16 protein-coding genes, 1 tRNA gene and 1 riboswitch are annotated in these 15,618 nt (G+C 67.1%); of the genes, 6 read left to right on the top strand and 11 right to left on the bottom strand.

What is annotated here, in order from left to right; all coding sequences use genetic code 11:
- Nucleotides 1–44 precede the first annotated feature (44 nt).
- Both N825_RS09555 and N825_RS09550 read right to left on the bottom strand, forming a co-directional pair.
- Nucleotides 45–713, bottom strand: a complete 669-nt coding sequence (locus N825_RS09555) for a methionine ABC transporter permease (RefSeq protein WP_037450091.1) — start codon at nt 711–713, stop codon at nt 45–47.
- Nucleotides 682–1,743 (bottom strand): methionine ABC transporter ATP-binding protein, encoded by a 1,062-nt coding sequence (locus N825_RS09550; RefSeq protein ID WP_037450089.1) that lies wholly within the window; start codon nt 1,741–1,743, stop codon nt 682–684. The genes N825_RS09555 and N825_RS09550 overlap by 32 nt, the downstream gene beginning before the upstream one ends.
- Before the next feature lie 45 nt (nt 1,744–1,788).
- Nucleotides 1,789–1,864, bottom strand: a riboswitch (SAM riboswitch).
- A gap of 157 nt (nt 1,865–2,021) precedes the next feature.
- Between N825_RS09550 and N825_RS09545 the strand changes: the two genes are divergently transcribed.
- The 3 genes from N825_RS09545 to N825_RS40765 all read left to right on the top strand — a co-directional run bounded on the left by N825_RS09545 (nt 2,022) and on the right by N825_RS40765 (nt 2,624).
- Nucleotides 2,022–2,096 (top strand) — tRNA-Gln (locus N825_RS09545).
- Between the two features lie 172 nt (nt 2,097–2,268).
- On the top strand, nt 2,269–2,496 hold the full coding sequence (locus tag N825_RS09540; RefSeq protein ID WP_037450087.1) for a hypothetical protein: 228 nt from the start codon (nt 2,269–2,271) through the stop codon (nt 2,494–2,496).
- Nucleotides 2,493–2,624, top strand: a complete 132-nt coding sequence (locus N825_RS40765) for a hypothetical protein (protein WP_281174359.1) — start codon at nt 2,493–2,495, stop codon at nt 2,622–2,624. The genes N825_RS09540 and N825_RS40765 overlap by 4 nt, the downstream gene beginning before the upstream one ends.
- Before the next feature lie 55 nt (nt 2,625–2,679).
- Here the strand turns inward: N825_RS40765 and N825_RS09535 are convergent, their stop codons facing one another.
- Complete coding sequence (locus tag N825_RS09535; protein ID WP_037450085.1) at nt 2,680–3,447, bottom strand: M48 family metallopeptidase; 768 nt, start codon at nt 3,445–3,447, stop codon at nt 2,680–2,682.
- Between the two features lie 203 nt (nt 3,448–3,650).
- A complete protein-coding gene (locus N825_RS09530; RefSeq protein WP_037450082.1) occupies nt 3,651–4,541 on the bottom strand; it encodes an LpxL/LpxP family acyltransferase in 891 nt (296 codons plus the stop codon).
- Between the two features lie 257 nt (nt 4,542–4,798).
- Between N825_RS09530 and N825_RS09525 the strand changes: the two genes are divergently transcribed.
- Together N825_RS09525 and N825_RS09520 are read left to right on the top strand one after the other, a co-directional pair.
- Nucleotides 4,799–5,011: a hypothetical protein gene (locus N825_RS09525; protein WP_037450078.1), complete on the top strand. Its 213-nt coding sequence runs from the start codon at nt 4,799–4,801 to the stop codon at nt 5,009–5,011.
- A 56-nt stretch (nt 5,012–5,067) separates the two neighbouring features.
- Nucleotides 5,068–5,706 carry a YitT family protein gene (locus N825_RS09520; protein WP_198038248.1) on the top strand — a complete coding sequence of 213 codons (639 nt, stop codon included), beginning with the start codon at nt 5,068–5,070 and terminating at the stop codon, nt 5,704–5,706.
- 17 nt (nt 5,707–5,723) lie between these two features.
- On the opposite strand, the gene N825_RS09515 is transcribed toward N825_RS09520, so the two are convergent.
- The 3 genes from N825_RS09515 to N825_RS09505 are packed head-to-tail and all read right to left on the bottom strand — an operon-like array spanning nt 5,724 to nt 7,832.
- The gene (locus N825_RS09515; protein ID WP_051511824.1) at nt 5,724–6,167 is read right to left on the bottom strand and encodes a PPC domain-containing DNA-binding protein; all 444 of its coding nucleotides are present in this window, start codon (nt 6,165–6,167) and stop codon (nt 5,724–5,726) included.
- A 10-nt stretch (nt 6,168–6,177) separates the two neighbouring features.
- A complete protein-coding gene (locus tag N825_RS09510) occupies nt 6,178–6,972 on the bottom strand; it encodes an SDR family NAD(P)-dependent oxidoreductase (RefSeq protein ID WP_037450075.1) in 795 nt (264 codons plus the stop codon).
- Nucleotides 6,973–7,007: 35 nt separating this feature from the next.
- On the bottom strand, nt 7,008–7,832 hold the full coding sequence (locus N825_RS09505; protein WP_037450072.1) for an aldo/keto reductase: 825 nt from the start codon (nt 7,830–7,832) through the stop codon (nt 7,008–7,010).
- A 146-nt stretch (nt 7,833–7,978) separates the two neighbouring features.
- Between N825_RS09505 and N825_RS09500 the strand changes: the two genes are divergently transcribed.
- A complete protein-coding gene (locus N825_RS09500) occupies nt 7,979–8,881 on the top strand; it encodes a LysR family transcriptional regulator (protein WP_037450070.1) in 903 nt (300 codons plus the stop codon).
- Nucleotides 8,882–8,917: 36 nt separating this feature from the next.
- On the opposite strand, the gene araD is transcribed toward N825_RS09500, so the two are convergent.
- The 4 genes from araD to N825_RS09480 all read right to left on the bottom strand — a co-directional run bounded on the left by araD (nt 8,918) and on the right by N825_RS09480 (nt 15,531).
- A complete protein-coding gene (araD, locus tag N825_RS09495) occupies nt 8,918–10,678 on the bottom strand; it encodes an L-arabinonate dehydratase (RefSeq protein WP_037450067.1) in 1,761 nt (586 codons plus the stop codon).
- A 77-nt stretch (nt 10,679–10,755) separates the two neighbouring features.
- Nucleotides 10,756–11,808, bottom strand: coding sequence for a LacI family DNA-binding transcriptional regulator (locus N825_RS09490; RefSeq protein WP_037450063.1), 1,053 nt, complete (start codon nt 11,806–11,808; stop codon nt 10,756–10,758).
- Nucleotides 11,809–11,924: 116 nt separating this feature from the next.
- Entirely contained in the window at nt 11,925–13,370 is a 1,446-nt protein-coding gene (locus N825_RS09485; protein ID WP_037450061.1) for an HlyD family type I secretion periplasmic adaptor subunit, read from the bottom strand.
- The gene (locus N825_RS09480) at nt 13,357–15,531 is read right to left on the bottom strand and encodes a type I secretion system permease/ATPase (protein WP_051511822.1); all 2,175 of its coding nucleotides are present in this window, start codon (nt 15,529–15,531) and stop codon (nt 13,357–13,359) included. Before N825_RS09480 ends, N825_RS09485 begins: the two co-directional genes overlap by 14 nt.
- Nucleotides 15,532–15,618 lie beyond the last annotated feature (87 nt).

Genomic DNA, 15,618 nt, shown 5'->3' with positions numbered 1-15,618 from the left:
ACTCTCTCAGGTTGGTCTGACTGCTTGCGATTGATTTGCCGGACTTACCGGCCGCCGATGGCGCGCTTGTTGACCCGGCGGGCGATCAGGTCGCCCAGGCTTTGGACGATCTGGACCAGGACGATCAGCACCAGCACGACGGCGGCCATGACTTCCGGCAGGAAGCGCTGATAACCGTAGCGGATGCCCAAATCGCCCAATCCGCCGCCGCCGACCGCGCCGACCATGGCCGAGTAGCCGATCAGGCTGACGACGGCCAAGGTCAGGCCCAGCACGATGCCGGGCAGCGCCTCGGGCAGCAGGAACTTGGCGATGATCTGGAGCGGCGTGGCGCCCATCGCCTCCGCCGCCTCGATCAGGCCGCGGTCGACCTCGCGGATGGCGCCTTCGATCAGCCGGGCGATGAAGGGGATGGCGGCCACCGTCAGCGGCACGATCGCCGCCGAGGTCCCGATCGAGGTGCCGGCGACCAGCCGGGTGAACGGGATGATCGCCACCACCAGGATGATGAACGGGGTGGAGCGGGTGGCGTTGACGATCACCCCGGCGATCCGGTTGAACGCGACGTTCTGGAGCAGTTCGCCCCGGCCGGTGGTCGCCAGCAGCACGCCGAGCGGCAACCCCAGCAGGGTCCCGAGCAGCGCCGCCAGACCGACCATGTAGAGCGTTTCGACGGTGGCGTTAACCAGCAGCTCGAAGATTTGCGGGGACATGGCCCAGGACCTCCACCGATAGGTTGTTGGCGTTGATGAATGAGATGGCGGACTGCACAGCGTCGGCGGCTCCGACCGCTTCGACCACCAGCACGCCGAACGGAGCGTCCTGGATGTGGTCGATCCTGCCGTGCAGGATGTTGAGGTCGAGCCCGAAGCGGCGGGTCAGCTGGCTGATGATCGGCGTGTTGGCCATGGCACCCTTGAAGGTGATGCGCAGCACCGCGTTGCCGCCGGCGACCGGCTCCGCGACCAGCCGCTCGCTCAGCGTCTCCGGCAGTTCCGCCCCGACGACGGAGGAGACGAAGCTCCGGGTGGTCGCGTGGCGCGGCGCCGTGAACACGTCGAAGACATCGCCGCGCTCGATGATCGTGCCGGATTCCATCACCGCGACGCGGTGGCAGATCTCCTTGATCACCGCCATCTCGTGGGTGATCAGCACGATGGTCAGGCCCAGCTTGGCGTTGATGTCGGCCAGCAGGCGCAGGATCGAGGTCGTCGTCTCCGGGTCGAGGGCGGAGGTCGCCTCGTCGCACAGCAGCACCTTGGGCTCGCTCGACAAGGCGCGGGCGATGCCGACCCGCTGCTTCTGGCCGCCGCTCAACTCGGCGGGATAGCGGTCACGCTTGTCGCCGAGGCCGACCAGCTCCAGCAGCGGCTCGACCTTGGCCTTGATCTCGGATTTCCTCAGCCCGGCCAATTCCAGCGGCAGCGCCACATTGTCGTACACGGTGCGCGACGACAGCAGGTTGAAGTGCTGGAAGATCATGCCAATGGCGCGCCGGGCGTCGCGCAGGCCGGCGCCGTCCAAGGCCGCCATGTCGACCCCATCGACGGAGACGCTTCCGGCGGTCGGCCGTTCCAGCATGTTCACCACCCGGATCAGCGTGCTCTTGCCGGCACCGCTGCGGCCGATGATGCCAAAGATCTCGCCGCGTCCGATCGACAGGTCGATCCCGTCGAGCGCCCGAACCTCCGGTCCGCCGCCCCGTCCGGAAAACACCTTCTCGACGCCTTGGAACTCGATCATCCTCAATCCCCACAAAAACAAAAAACCCGCCAACAGCAGCCATGCCGGGCGGATCCCCACGCCTTTAGCCGCATTTATAAAGCGCCCGCAAGCTGGTGCTCAAATCGGCGCTGTGAATTCCAATATAATAACACACCGCAGTGCGTCAAACGGATTCTCCGACGCGTCTCCCATGTGGTTAAGGCATGACGGGACGATGCCAGGGCGTCATGACAATCTGCTTTACCGACCGCTTGCGGTGACTGGAATTTCTGGCTATGGTCCGCCCCGTTCATGGCTGGGGCGTCGCCAAGCGGTAAGGCAGCGGTTTTTGGTACCGCCATTCGGAGGTTCGATCCCTCCCGCCCCAACCAGCTATCCCTATGAAATTGGACCTGGAAATCGTTGTTTTTCCGGAACTCACCTCGTCGAGGAGAGTTGCGACACAACGCCAAGTTTTTGCTTGGCGTTTTATAGAGCGGGTAGGCTTCCACGCGCGACGGCGCGGCGATGCGGCCTTCAAGCCATCGAATAGCAGGTTGGACCGTGAGCCTGATCCACAATGAGCGGGTTAAGCTCATCGCGAACGCCCTCGACCGCGCGTCGACCGCCTGCGTGACGGTTGGGGTTTTCGGCCCCGCCGTTGGCTTCCCATTTGGTACAAGCCCAGTCAGCGGTTCGCGGCTGGCGCTGGCTTTCGGCAGTGTCGCGTGGATCTCGGCGGCGGAGGGGCTTCACCTGATAGCCCGGAAGACGCTGGGAGGCATGAAATGAACGGAATGTGGTTCTTCGCCTACGTGGTGATGCCGATCGTCGTCGTTGCCCTCGGGTATGCCGCTTATCGCTGGGACGGGCTCGATCACGACGACCCCGCCGACAAGCACCCTGGGTCGGCGGAGTGATTCGGACGGGCGGAAGACCGGCTGGACCACCGTCTCCGCCGGATCGATCCGGCCCTCAGTTGGCGGCAATCCCTTGCTCTATCCTTTCGGCGCGGTCCAAGGGATCCGGGTGCGACGACAGGAACTGCGAGAACGGCCCCAGCCTCTGGCCATTGCTCAGCTTCGTCAGGGCGGTTACGGCGGCGCTTCGCGGCGCGCCGGTCTTGGTCAGCATCTCGGCACCATAGTCATCGGCCTGTTTTTCTTCCGCCTGGGAGAATTGGGCGTTGATCAATCCCTCGGCCAAGCCCCCCATCTGCGATCCCGCGAGTTGGCCAAGCGTACCTTCGAAGAAGGTCAGTGAACCGCGCGCGGCGGTCGTCGCGTGGGCTAGGCGCATCTTCTCCAGCGCGTGGCCATGGTAAACATGACCGATTTCATGGCCGATCACGAAGAGAAGTTCGTCATCGCCCATCTGGTCCATCAGGCCGCTGAAAACGCGGACGCTGCCATCAGGCATGGCGAATGCGTTGACATCGTCTGTCAAGTAAACCTTGAAGTCGAGCGGGACGCCGTTGACCGTCTTGAACGGCTTCGTGATCTTCCTCAAGCGGACCGAATAAGGATCATTGGCGCCGGCGACGCGGTTTTGCTTATCCATTTGCTTGATGCTCGCGGCCGCTTCCCGCGAGACATCCTTGTCGGTCAAGGACGCCGATTTGACGGCCGTGTCACCGATCTTCATCACATCCGAAAGCCTGTTGGTTAGCATATCGGTTTGGCATGCCGGCAATAGAACAGCGGCCGAGATCAAGAGCACGGGATTGACCCAGTGAAAACGCATTTCATCCTCCCGTGAACCGAGGAAGTTTCAGTACATTGGTGCGCGCGACGCCATTACCGCCCCTGCGTCGCAGCCGAATCTCATGATAAAAGTTACCGAGTCGAGTGGTTAATGTTCTGCGGGCGTATATGCGGAAGGAAAGGCGGCGCGCTCCTTTCGAGAGCGACGCCTCCAGCCGCCACCAGATCTTGGATGGCCTTTTCTTAGTCCGGCCAGCGTCGGTGTAGCCAGAGCCACTGTTCCGGTCGGGCGCGCACCCAGTCCTCGATCATTCCGTTGATATGCGACATCACAGATCGGACATCCGCCTCCTTGTCGCCGGTCCCGCCAAGTTCCAGCGGCGGTGAGATCGTCAGGCGGAAGCGGGTGCCCTCGACCCGCTCCACGACCGCCGGCACGACCGCGCAATCGTAGCGGTAGGCCAGTTGCGCGATGGCGGGGGCGGTCATGGCGTCGCGGCCGAAGAACGGCACGGGAATGCCGTCGTTCATCTTCTGGTCGACCAGCATGCAGACGGCTCCCCGGTTCCGTAGCGTCGCCAGAACCTCCTTGGCGCCGTCGCGGCCCTTCGGCACCAGCTTGCTTCCAATGACGGAGCGGGACCGGTCGATCATCCGGCTGGCCGCCGGGTTGTTGGGGCGGCGGTAGACGGCGGTGACGGGCAGGCCGTTCCGCGTGGCGCCCATCAGGTTCAGTTCCCAATTACCGATATGGGCCGAGAAGAACAGGGCGGGTGTCTTGGCGGCGGCGAGGCCGCGGACGATGTCGGCTCCCACGACCTCGGTGCGGCGCCAGATCTCGTCGAGGTGCGGGTATTCCGCGAAGACGCGGCCCAGATTATCCCACATCCCGACCAGGATCGATTCGCGGCGTTCCGGCGTCAGTTCGGGAAGCGCCCGCTCCAGGTTGCGCCGCGCCTTCCGCGACGCCGCCAGACGGGGGCCGATGGTTCGGCCGAGCCAGCCGCCCAGGCGCGACGCCACGTCGAGCGGCAGCAGCCTGAAGAGGGTGTGGATCGTGAGGAGCGGTATCGCCTCCAGCGGATAACCCACGTGACGGCGGAGCCAGCGGGCGGTTTCGGTTCTTCTCGCCATGACGGTGACGATCTACGAAAGTTCGTGTTTGGGGCAGGGGATCATCGTTCTCAAACCACGCATTCCATTCCCTCCATCCCATTCCCTCCATCAGGGTGCGCCGCCGCTTTCGATGTGGGGCGAAGCGCCATTTCGGTGCGGACAACGTACCCGAAGGGAATGCGGTCTCAGGAAAGTGCCCTTATAATTAGTCAGTGCGGTTCCACTTGGCACCAGCCAGGTTTCATATGACGACTAAGCTTTTGGAAGGAAGTCCCTTGCCATCGGAAACCCCCGCCGCGATCCAGGTCGATGAGACTGGTCCCCAGAAGTTCACGCTGGTGGTGACGTTCGACGGCCAACGGTTCGACTGCGGCAACTACATTAGTCGCGCCGCCGCGATGCAGGCCGGACGCCTGTTCGTCCAGCGGAAGGAGGGTGAGGCCGAGGGGCGGCGCGGACGGACCCGGAAGAAACCCGCCAAGGGTTGAGGCTGGCGGGACGCTTGGTTGCGGTGCACAATAGGTGTGCCGAACCAGGAGACGCCATGGCCGCGCGGATGGATGCCAGTACGAACGACATCACGGACAACAAGGTCCGGCACACCTTGCTGGACGACTCGCACGCGCTGTTCATCGGCGTGATGTTTTGCGGCGTCGGATTGTACCTGCTGCGCCAGAGCATGCTGGTGACCGGTGGCATGGCGGGTGTCGCCCTGCTGCTGTCCTATGTCACGGCGCTGCCGTCGGGATGGCTGTTCATCGGGCTCAACATCCCGTTCCTCTATTTCGCCAAGCGCACGCTGGGCACGGGTTTCGCCGTCAAGACCCTGATCGCGACGCTGGCGGTCGGCTGGCTGGCGTCTTTCCTGCCGATGTGGATGACGCTGTCGCGGCTCGATCCCATCTTCTGCGCCCTGTTCAGCGGCGTTCTGCTGGGGATGGGGCTGCTGGCGCTGGCGCGGCACCGGTCCAGCGTCGGCGGGATCGGCATCCTGGCCCTGTACCTCCAGGAGCGGCGCGGCTGGCGCGCCGGCTATGTCCAACTGGCGTTCGACTGCGTCATCCTGCTGGTGTCGCTGTTCCTCTTCGACCTCCGCACGGTCGGGTTGTCGGTGCTGACGGCCGGGACGATGAACCTCGTCCTGGCCTTCAACCACAAGCCCGGCCGCTACGCCGGCTATTGAGCCGGGAGTACTCTCCCCTAGGGGGAGAGCGACAGCACGTTGGCCCCGATAGAGGGGTCGACCTCTCGGTTCAGCCTTTCACCGTGGACCGTGATCGTGATCTCCAGCGATCCGGTGCCGACCGTCAGCCCGAGCAGATGGCCGCCGACCGTGGCGAAGGTCTTGTCGCCCGCCACGCCATGGGCGTGGACGGAGGGTTCGCCGTCCTTCCAGGCCAGTGTCCCGGTCATGTTGGTCAGCTCAAGGTTCCGATAGGTCTTCGGATCGTACCGCTTGCGATCGAAATCGTAGAACCCGAAGGTCACCTTGCCGGCGAAGCCGAAGCCGACGAAGCTGGCCGACGGCACCTGACGGTCCCGCATCAGCGCCTCCAGGCGGGCGAACAGGTCGTCGCCCTGGCGCAGGACCATCAGATAACCGGTCGGTGTCTCGATGTGGCGCGGCGGGGAGGCGTCGGTCATGACCACCCTCTCAGACGACCGTCGGGGTGATGCCGCCGTCGACGCGCAGCGCCGCGCCATTGGTCGCCGCCGACCGGGGGCTGGCGAGATAGGTCACGAGGCTGGCGACCTCCTCGGGCTCGATCATCCGCTGGATCAGCGAGGTCGGGCGGTCCTTGGCGAAGAACGCGGCCTCGATCTCGGCGGCCGGGGCGTTGGGGTCGCTGGCGGTGCTCTTGAGGAAATCGACGATGCCTTCCGACCGCGTCGTGCCCGGCATGACCGAGTTGACCGTCACGCCGGTTCCCTTGGTCAAGGCGGCCAAGCCGCGCGAGATCGCCAGCTGCGCCGTCTTGGTCATGCCGTAATGGATCATGTCCGGCGGGATCATCACGGCGGATTCACTGGAGATGAAGATGATCCGGCCCCAGTCGCGCGCCAGCATGCCGGAAAAATACTGACGGGCCAGTCTGGCGCCGCTCAGCACGTTGATCTCGAAGAACTTCCGCCAATCGTCGTCGGTGATGTCGGCGTAGGCCTTGGATTCGTAGATGCCCAGGTTGTTGACCAGGATGTCCACCTCCGGCAACTCGCGCGCCAGGACCGCCGCACCTTCCGCCGTCACCGGATCGGCCAGGATGGTTCGAATGGCGCCACCCGGCGCGGCACGCGTGATGATCGCGGCGGCTTCGTCCAGTTTGGCCTGTGAGCGTCCGGTGATGACGACGCTGGTTCCCTCGGCGGCGAGGCTCTTGGCGATCTCCAGGCCGATGCCGGCGGTCGAGCCGGTCACCAGGGCGGTCTTGCCGGTCAGTTTAAGGTCCATGTCTCGGTCTCCTGTGAAAAGTTGGATGGGGTCGATCAATCCCAGGCGGGGGCCAGGCCGCCGGGGCTGACCAGCCGGCCATCGGGGCGCGCCAGGGCGTGGACCGCCCTCGTCTCGTCCTCCGTCAGGGCGAAGTCGAAGATCTCCATGTTCGCTTTGGCCCGCTCCTCGCCGACCGTCTTGGACAAGGCGATCACGCCGTCCTGCCCGACCAGCCAGTTGAGCACGACCTGCGCCACCGTCTTGCCGTGGTTGCCGGCGATCTCGTTCAGGACGGGATCGGCCAGCACCTTGCCGTCGGCCATGGCGTAATAGCCGGTGACGGAGAGCCCGGCGGCCCTCGCGGCGGCCAGCACGGCGGATTGGTCGATATAGGGATGGTATTCGACCTGGTTGGTCACGAGCGGCGCGTCGCTCAGCCGGATCGCCTCGGCCATCAGGGCGGTGTTGAAGTTGCTGACGCCGATGTGGAGCGCCTTGCCCGCCGCGTGGACCTCGTTCAGCGCGCCGATCTGCTCGGCCAGCGGAACGGCCTCGTTGGGCCAATGCAGCAGCAGGAGATCGACCCGGTCGGTCCTCAGCTTGGTCAGGCTGTCATCGACCGAGCGGAGGAAGGCGGGACGGCGGTAGTTTTCGACCCAGACCTTGGTGGTCAGGAAGATGTCGCCGCGATCGACACCGGAAGCGGCGATGGCGTCGCCGACCTCGGTCTCGTTGCCATAGATCTGCGCCGTGTCGATGTGCCGGTAGCCGAGGTCCAGGACATGCGGCACCATCCGCAGCACGTCGGCGCCGGGCATCCGGAACGTGCCGAACCCCAGGGCCGGGATGGTGGCGCCATTGGCGCTGACGGTTTTCATTGTCGAAGTCCAGTTCTCGAGGATTGGGGCGTTCGCTGAATCCACAAATGAGGAGCCGCGGTCCTCGCGGAATAGCGTTTCCAATCACAAAACTTTGTCATTGGGTGACAAGGTGACGCTGATGGTCACGGCGGAGGGGGAACGGGATGAGCGATCAGCGCGCCTGGGAGATGCGGGTTTTCCTGCGGGTGGCGGCGGAGGGCAGTTTCAGTGCGGCGGGCCGGGCCGTTGGCATGACCCCGTCATCCACCGCCAAGCTGATCAGCCGTATCGAGCGGCGGCTGGGCGTGCGCCTGATCGAGCGCTCGACCCGGCGGCTTCGGCTGACCGGCGAGGGGGAGGTCTACCGCGACCGGGCCGAATTGATCCTCGCCGAACTGGATGCCTTGGACGCGGAGGTCTCGGGTGGGGCCGCCGAGCCGACCGGCGTGCTGCGGATCAACGTCTCGGTGCCGTTCGGCCGCCATTGCCTGTTGCCATTGGTGCCGGAGTTCCGGCGCGCGTATCCGGGGATCGAGCTGGACCTGACCTTCACCGACGATGTCGTCGATCTCCACGCGGCGCTGGTCGATATCGCTTTCCGGGTCGGCCGGCTGGAGGATTCGACATTGCTGGCGGTGCGGCTCGGCACGGTGCGGCGGCGGATCGTCGCCTCGCCGGACTATCTGAAGGCGCGCGGCGTGCCGCTGACACCGGCGGACCTGGAACGCCATGACTGCCTGGGCTTCAACTTCCGCCGGGCCGCCGCCGTCTGGCCGCTGCGCTCGGGCGGGCGGCTGGTCGATCGGGAGGTCCACGCCCCGATCATCGCCAACAATGGCGAGTCGGTGCGCCATCTGGCGCTGCTCGGTCTGGGATTGGCCCGCTTGGCCGAGTTCCATGTCGCCCAGGACCTGCGGGCCGGAACGCTGGTGACGGTGCTGGACGACGCGGTGGCGGACGAGGAGGAGATCCACGCGCTCTATGTCGGGCGGGACCGGGCGCCCGCCCGTGTCCGCGCTTTCCTGGACTTCATGACGCCCCGGCTACGGGCGGCGCTCCGACCCTGACCGGGACCGCGGCGTCGCCCGCTCACCGTGGATAGCTCAGTGGATTTCCGGCTCGCCGGTGGCCGAGGCGGCTGTGGCGCCGGTCTCCAGGAACTTGAAGTCGCAGCCCTCGTCGGCCTGGCTGACGAACTGGGAGAACATGGCGCCGTAGCCGCGTTCGAAGCGGGGAGGCGGCGCCTTCCACTCCGCCCGGCGGCGGGCCAGTTCCTCCTCGCCGACGCGCAACTCCAGCCGGCGGGCGGGAATGTCCAACTCGATCACGTCGCCGTCCCTGACAAGGGCCAAGGGACCGCCGACGAAGGCCTCGGGCGCCACGTGCAGGACGCAGGCGCCATAGCTGGTGCCGCTCATCCGCGCGTCGGAGATCCGCAGCATGTCGCGGACACCCTGCTGGAGCAGCTTTTTCGGGATCGGCAACTGGCCCCATTCCGGCATGCCGGGCGCCCCCAGCGGACCGGCGTTCCGCAGCACCAGCACCGAGTTGGCGTCGACATCCAGGTTGGGATCGTCGATCCGGGCCGCCATGTCGTTGTAGTCGTCGAACACCACGGCCTTGCCCGTGTGGCGGTGCAGGTGGGGTTCGGCGGCGGGCGGCTTGATCACGGCGCCCTTGGGCGCCAAGTTGCCGCGCAGCACCGCCAGACTGTCCGACGCCACCACGGGATTGTCGAGCGGCCGGATCACGTCGTCGTCGAAGACCTTGAAGCCGGCGATGTTGGCGCCCAGCGTCAAGCCGTTGACGGTCAGGCAGTCGCGCTGGATCAGGTCGCCCAGCCGCGCCAGCATCGCCCGCAGCCCGCCGGCGTAGTAGAAATCCTCCATCAGGTGCTGGCCGGACGGCCGGATGTTGGCGAGCAGTGGCGTCCGGCGCGCCAGTTCGTCGAACCGGTCGAGCGTCAGGTCGACCCCGGCGCGCCGCGCCATCGCGATCAGGTGGACGACCGCGTTGGTCGATCCGCCCAGCGCCAGCACGGTGGTCACCGCGTTGTCGAACGCCTCGGGGCTGACGATGTCGGACGGCTTGATGTCGTTCCAGACCATGTCGACGATCAGCTTGCCGGTCAGCGTCGCCATCGCCGAATGGCGAGAATCCGGGGCCGGGATGCTGGAGGCGCCGGGCAGGGTGAAGCCCAGGGCCTCGACCGCTCCCGTCAGGGTCGAGGCGGTGCCCATCGTCATGCAGTGGCCGGCGGAGCGGGCGATGCCCTGCTCGACGCCCTGCCAGTCGTCCTCGGTGATGTTGCCGGCGCGCAGTTCCGCCCAGTATTTCCAGCTGTCGCTGCCCGATCCCAGCACGACGCCGCCCCAGTCGCCCCGCAGCATGGGGCCGGCCGGCATGAACACGGTCGGCAGGTCCATCGAGAAGGCGCCCATCAGCAGGGCCGGCGTGGTCTTGTCGCAGCCGCCCATCAGGACGCAGCCGTCGGCCGGATACGACCGCAGCAACTCCTCCGTCTCCATGGCGAGGAAGTTGCGGTAGAGCATGGTGGTCGGCTTCTGGAACGGCTCCGACAGCGACATGGCCGGCATCTCGACCGGGAAGCCGCCCGCCTGCCAGACACCGCGCTTGACCTCCTCGACCCGCTGCTTGAAGTGGGTGTGGCAGGGGTTGATGTCGCTCCAGGTATTGACGATCGCGATCACCGGCTTGCCGGCATAGTCCGACCTGTCATAGCCCATCTGCGCGGTGCGCGAGCGGTGGCCGAACGAGCGCAGGTCCTTGACCCCGTACCAGCGGTGGCTGCGCAGCTCCTCGGGCTTCTTCCGCGTCCGGGGCTGCTTTTCCGAGTCCGTCATCTTGTTTTTCCTCCCTCGCCATTCCGATCATGATAGCGCTATCATGAGGCGTTGGGAAGGGTGCCGTCGGCGCTTCCTCAGGTGCTGGCGCGCTCGATCACCTCGAAACCGATGTCGATCACCCCACCCCCCGCCGAGGGGCCGGCTCCGGAAAGACCATCCATCCGCGCCAGCAGGGCGTCGGCGGCGAGCGTGCCGATCGCGCGGCGGTCGATCCGGACGGTGGACAGGGCGGGAAAGGTGTGGGCCGCGAAATCCAGGTCGCCGAAACCCATCACCGCGATATCGCCGGGAAGATCCATGCCGCGCGACTGGACCTCGGCCAGGACGCCCTGCGCCAGCGCGTCGGAACTGCAGAACACCGCGTCTGGCCGTTGAAACCCGTCCAATGGCGACCGCTCCAGCAGCCGTGCCATGGCCTCGCGCCCCGTCCGCAACAGGCCGGGGGCGGGAACGGTGATCACCGGCACGCCGGTCACGCCGCGTCGCGCGCTGGCCGACAAAAACCCCCGCCGCCTCAGCGCCGCGCGGTCGTCGTCGGCCTCGATCATGGCGAACCGGCGGTAGCCCTTGGCGTGCAGGTGATCCGCCACGGCGGCTCCGGCCTTCTCGTGGGAGAATCCCACCAGCATGTCGATGGGTGTCGGCGTGAAGTCCCAGATCTCCACCACCGGAACCTTGGCGGCCAGCAACCGCTGGCGCGTTCCGGGGGAATGGATGATTCCGGTCAGCAGGATGCCATCGGGCCGGCGGCTGAGGATCGCCTCCAGCAGATCGTCCTCGCGCGCCGCCGGATAGCCCGACAAGCCCAGCAGCACCTGATAGCCCGCCTCGCCCAGCCGGTCGGCCAGCGCCTCCATCGTCTCCGCGAACATGGAGTTGGCGATGGTCGGGAAGATCGCGGCGACCAGCCGGCTGCGGCGCGACGCCAGCCCGCCCGCCAGCAGGTTGGGCACGTAGCCGGTGCGGGCGATGGCGTCGCGCACGATCCCGATGGTGTCGGCGGTGACCAGCTCCGGCCGGTTCAGCACGCGCGACACCGTAATCGGCGAGACGCCGGCCAGCTTCGCCACGTCGCTCAGGGTGACGCTGCCGGACGCGCGGCGGCCGGAGGGGGTGGATCGGGACACGGCGGGCGGCTGGCCTCGGAAAGACGGACGGCGGTTGACGATGGCCCCGACAGTATCAGCCGGAGCCGGTCATTCCAATTACGCCAGCCGAGCCAACCGAGCCGGCGCGGCCGCCGTCACCGTTCGCGCAGGCTCTCCTGCCTGTAGCGGAGCAGGGGGGCCAGCAGGTATTCGATCACGCGGCGCTGGTCGGTCTTGATCTCGACCGACACCGCCATCCCGGGGCCGAGCGGGATCTCCTGGCCATCCACCATCATGACGGTGCGCTCCAGCGACACATAAGCGGTATAGACGGGACCGTCCGGCGCCCGCGGCCGGTTCTGGCCATCGGCGGCGTTGGCCGACGGGGTCGGGGCGAGCGCGTCGCGCGACAGGTGCAGCACCTTGCCCTGGAGCAGGCCGTATTTGGTGAAGGTGAAGGTCTCGACCTTGATCTCGGCGTCCTGGCCCTCGCGGACGAAGCCGATGTCGCGGTTCGCCACCAGTGCCTCGATCCGGAGCTTGCCGTCGCGCGGCACGATCACCATCAGCTTCTGGGCGGGGGTGACCACGCCGCCGACGGTATGGACGTCGAGCTGCTGCACGATGCCATCGATCGGCGCCGTCAGTTGCTGGCGCTGACGTCGGTCCTCCGCCTTGATCAACTCCTGGCGCAAGCCGGCCAGCTTCCGCTCCGCGTCGGCCACGGCGGTCAGGGTGGTGGCGCGGAACTCCTGTTCGGCTTGGCGGTGGCTGTCGCGGAGCGTCACGACTTGGGCGTCCACCTGGGTCAGGCGGTGGTTCTGGATCTCCAGGTCCTGCTCCGCCTCGACCAGTTGCTGCTGAAGTTCCAGGGCCCCCAGCTTGGGCGTCAGGTCCTTGCGGGCCAGGTATTGCAGCGCCTCGACCCGCTCGCGGATCAGCGGCAGCGTGGTGCGCAGCTTCGACTGCTCCGCCAGGATGCCCGACCGCTCGGCCTGACGCTGGACCAATTCGTTGCCCAGCGCCGCCATCTTCGACTGGTATTCGCCCAGCCGGCTCCGCAGCAATTCCCGGTGGAGCGTCGCCAGGGTCGGGTCGGTGCCATCCGGCACGGCCAGCGTGGCGGTCGCCGCCGTGACATGGGCCTCGGCGGCGGCCAGCGTGGCGTGCAGCCGGACCGCCTCCATCCCGGCCTCCATCACCTCGCGGGCCAGACGGTCGCGCTCGGCGACGCTCTCGGTCGGGTCCAGCTCGATCAGCACGTCGCCGGCCCGCACGGACTGGCCATCGCGGACCCGGATCTCGCGGACGATGCCTAGTTCCTTGGGCTGGATCAGCTGGGTGCCCGCGTCCGGCACGATCCTCCCCTCGGCGATCGCCACGACATCGACATGGCCGAACCACGCCCAGACCAGGGCCACCACGACGAAAGCCGAGAGGGCCAGCGCCGTGGCGCGTCCAGCGGGCGACGGCGGCGTCTCGACGATCTCCAGCGCCGCCGGCAGGAACGCCAGCTCGTGCCGGTTGCGCCTGGACGGCTTGGCCGATTTGGCTGGCTTGGAAGCGGGCGTCGGCCGCGTCAGGGCTTCAGCCGGCCGCATGCTGGGCCTCCCCGGTTTGAAGGCGATGGAGCGACGCGTAGCGGCCGTTCCGCCGCAGCAGGTCGGCGTGGCTGCCGTCCTCGGTCAGCCGGCCCGCCTCGATCGTCAGGATGCGGTCGGCGCCGCGCACCGCCGCCAGCCGGTGGGCGATGATCAGCACGGTGCGGCCGGCGCAGATGCGGCGCATGTTGCGCTGGATGGCGCTCTCCGACTCATAGTCCAGCGCGCTGGTCGCCTCGTCGAGGATCAGGATGCGGGGCTGGGTCACCAGCGCCCGGGCGATGGCGATGCGCTGGCGCTGGCCGCCGGACAGCGTGCTGCCCCGCTCGCCGACCATGGTGTCGTAGGCTTGCGGCAGTTCCAGGATGAACTCGTGGGCTCCCGCCAAGGTCGCGGCCTCGATGATCCGCTCCATCGGCATGCCGGGGTCGGTCAGCGCGATGTTGTCCCGGATGGTGCGGTTGAACAGCACGTTCTCCTGCAGCACCACGCCGATCTGGCGGCGCAGCCACGCCGGATCGACCAGGGCCAGATCGGTGCCGTCGACCAGCACGCGCCCGCCCTCCGGCACGTGGAGGCGTTGCGCCAGCTTGGTCAGCGTGCTCTTGCCCGAGCCGGATGGACCGACGATGCCGACCACCTGTCCCGCCGGGATCTCGATCGAGACGTCGTGCAGCACGGGAGCCCCGTCGATCCGGTAGCGGAAGGTGACATGGTCGAAGCGCAGGCCGCCCTTGATCGGGGGCAGGGCCGCGCGGCTGGGGTTGTACGACGGCTCCGGCGTGGTGTTCAGGATGTCACCGAGCCGCGCGATCGACAGGCGGGCCTGCTGGAAATCCTGCCAAAGCTGGGCCAGCCGAAGCACCGGCGAACTGACCCTGCCGGCCAGCATGTTGAAGGCGACCAGCTGACCGACGCTGAGGTCGCCGTCGATCACCTGCGTGGCGCCGAAATACAGCGTCGCCGCGACACCCAGCTTGTTGATCAGCTGCGCCGCCTGGCCGGCGATGTTGCCCAGGTTGGACACCAGGAAGCCGGCGGCGACATAGCCGGCCAGCTGTTCCTCCCAGCGGCGGTGCATCTCGGGCTCGACCGCCATGGCCTTCAGCGTCTCGACCCCGCCCACCGTCTCGACCAGGAAGGCTTGGTTCTCGACGCCCCGCGCGAACTTCTCGTCCAGCCGGCGGCGCAGCACCGGGGTGACCAGCAGCGAGAGGATCACATAGCAGGGGATGGTGGCCAGCACGATCCAGGTCAGCACGGGGCTGTACCAGTACATCACGGCCAGGAAGACGACGGTGAAGACGAGGTCGATCACCAGGGTCAGGGCCGATCCGGTCAGGAAGTTGCGGACGTTCTCCAGCTCGCGGACGCGGGCGATGCTGTCACCCGCCCGCCGCGCCTGGAAGTACGACAGCGGCAGCGCCAGCAGGTGGCGGAACAGCCGCGCTCCCAGCGTCACGTCGATCCTGTTGGTGGTGTGGGAGAACACGTATGTGCGCAGCGTTCCCAGCACCGTCTCGAACACGGAGACGATCACCAATCCCAGCACCAGCACGTCGAGCGTGGTCAGGCCGCGGTGGACCAGCACCTTGTCGATCACGACCTGGAAGAACAGCGGCGAGATCAGCGCGAAGACCTGGAGGAAGAACGAGGCGACCAGCACCTCGGTGAACAAGGCCCGGTACCGGATGATGGCGGGGACGAACCAGCCGATGCCGAACTTGCGGTTGGCGTCGGTCAACGCCGCGCGGCGAGTCAGCAGGATCAGCTCGCCGGTCCAGCCGGCTTCGAACTCGGCGCGCGACAGCGCCAGTGGGCGCGGCTGGAGCGGGTCCTGGACCAGCACCTTGTCGGCCGCCACCTGCGCCAGCACGATGAAGCGGCCGTCGCGGTGCCGCGCGACGGCGGGCAGCGGCGTCCGTGCCAGGCGATCCCATCTGGTCCGCGTCAACCGCGCCTTGACGCCAAGCTCCTTGGCGCAACGCAGCAGCTCACCGGCCCGCATGGGCTGATCGCCCCGACCATACTGGTGCTTCAACCCCTCGGGCGACGCCGCGATGCCCAGCAGGCGCAGGATGAGGACGAGGCAGACCAAGCCGGTGTCGGGTCCGGCGTCCGCGTTGGAGGAAGCCGGGGGCGGGACGGAAACTTCGGTCATGGAGTGGGGCACTTCCGGACAAGGCGCCGATCCGTCGAGGCGCCGGGGCGGCTGGGACGCTGGGGTGGAGAGGGGTGGCCTGTCGAG

Origin of the sequence: Skermanella stibiiresistens SB22, assembly GCF_000576635.1 — a bacterium.
Classification (GTDB): domain Bacteria; phylum Pseudomonadota; class Alphaproteobacteria; order Azospirillales; family Azospirillaceae; genus Skermanella; species Skermanella stibiiresistens.
This window is presented reverse-complemented; position numbering and strand designations above follow the sequence as displayed.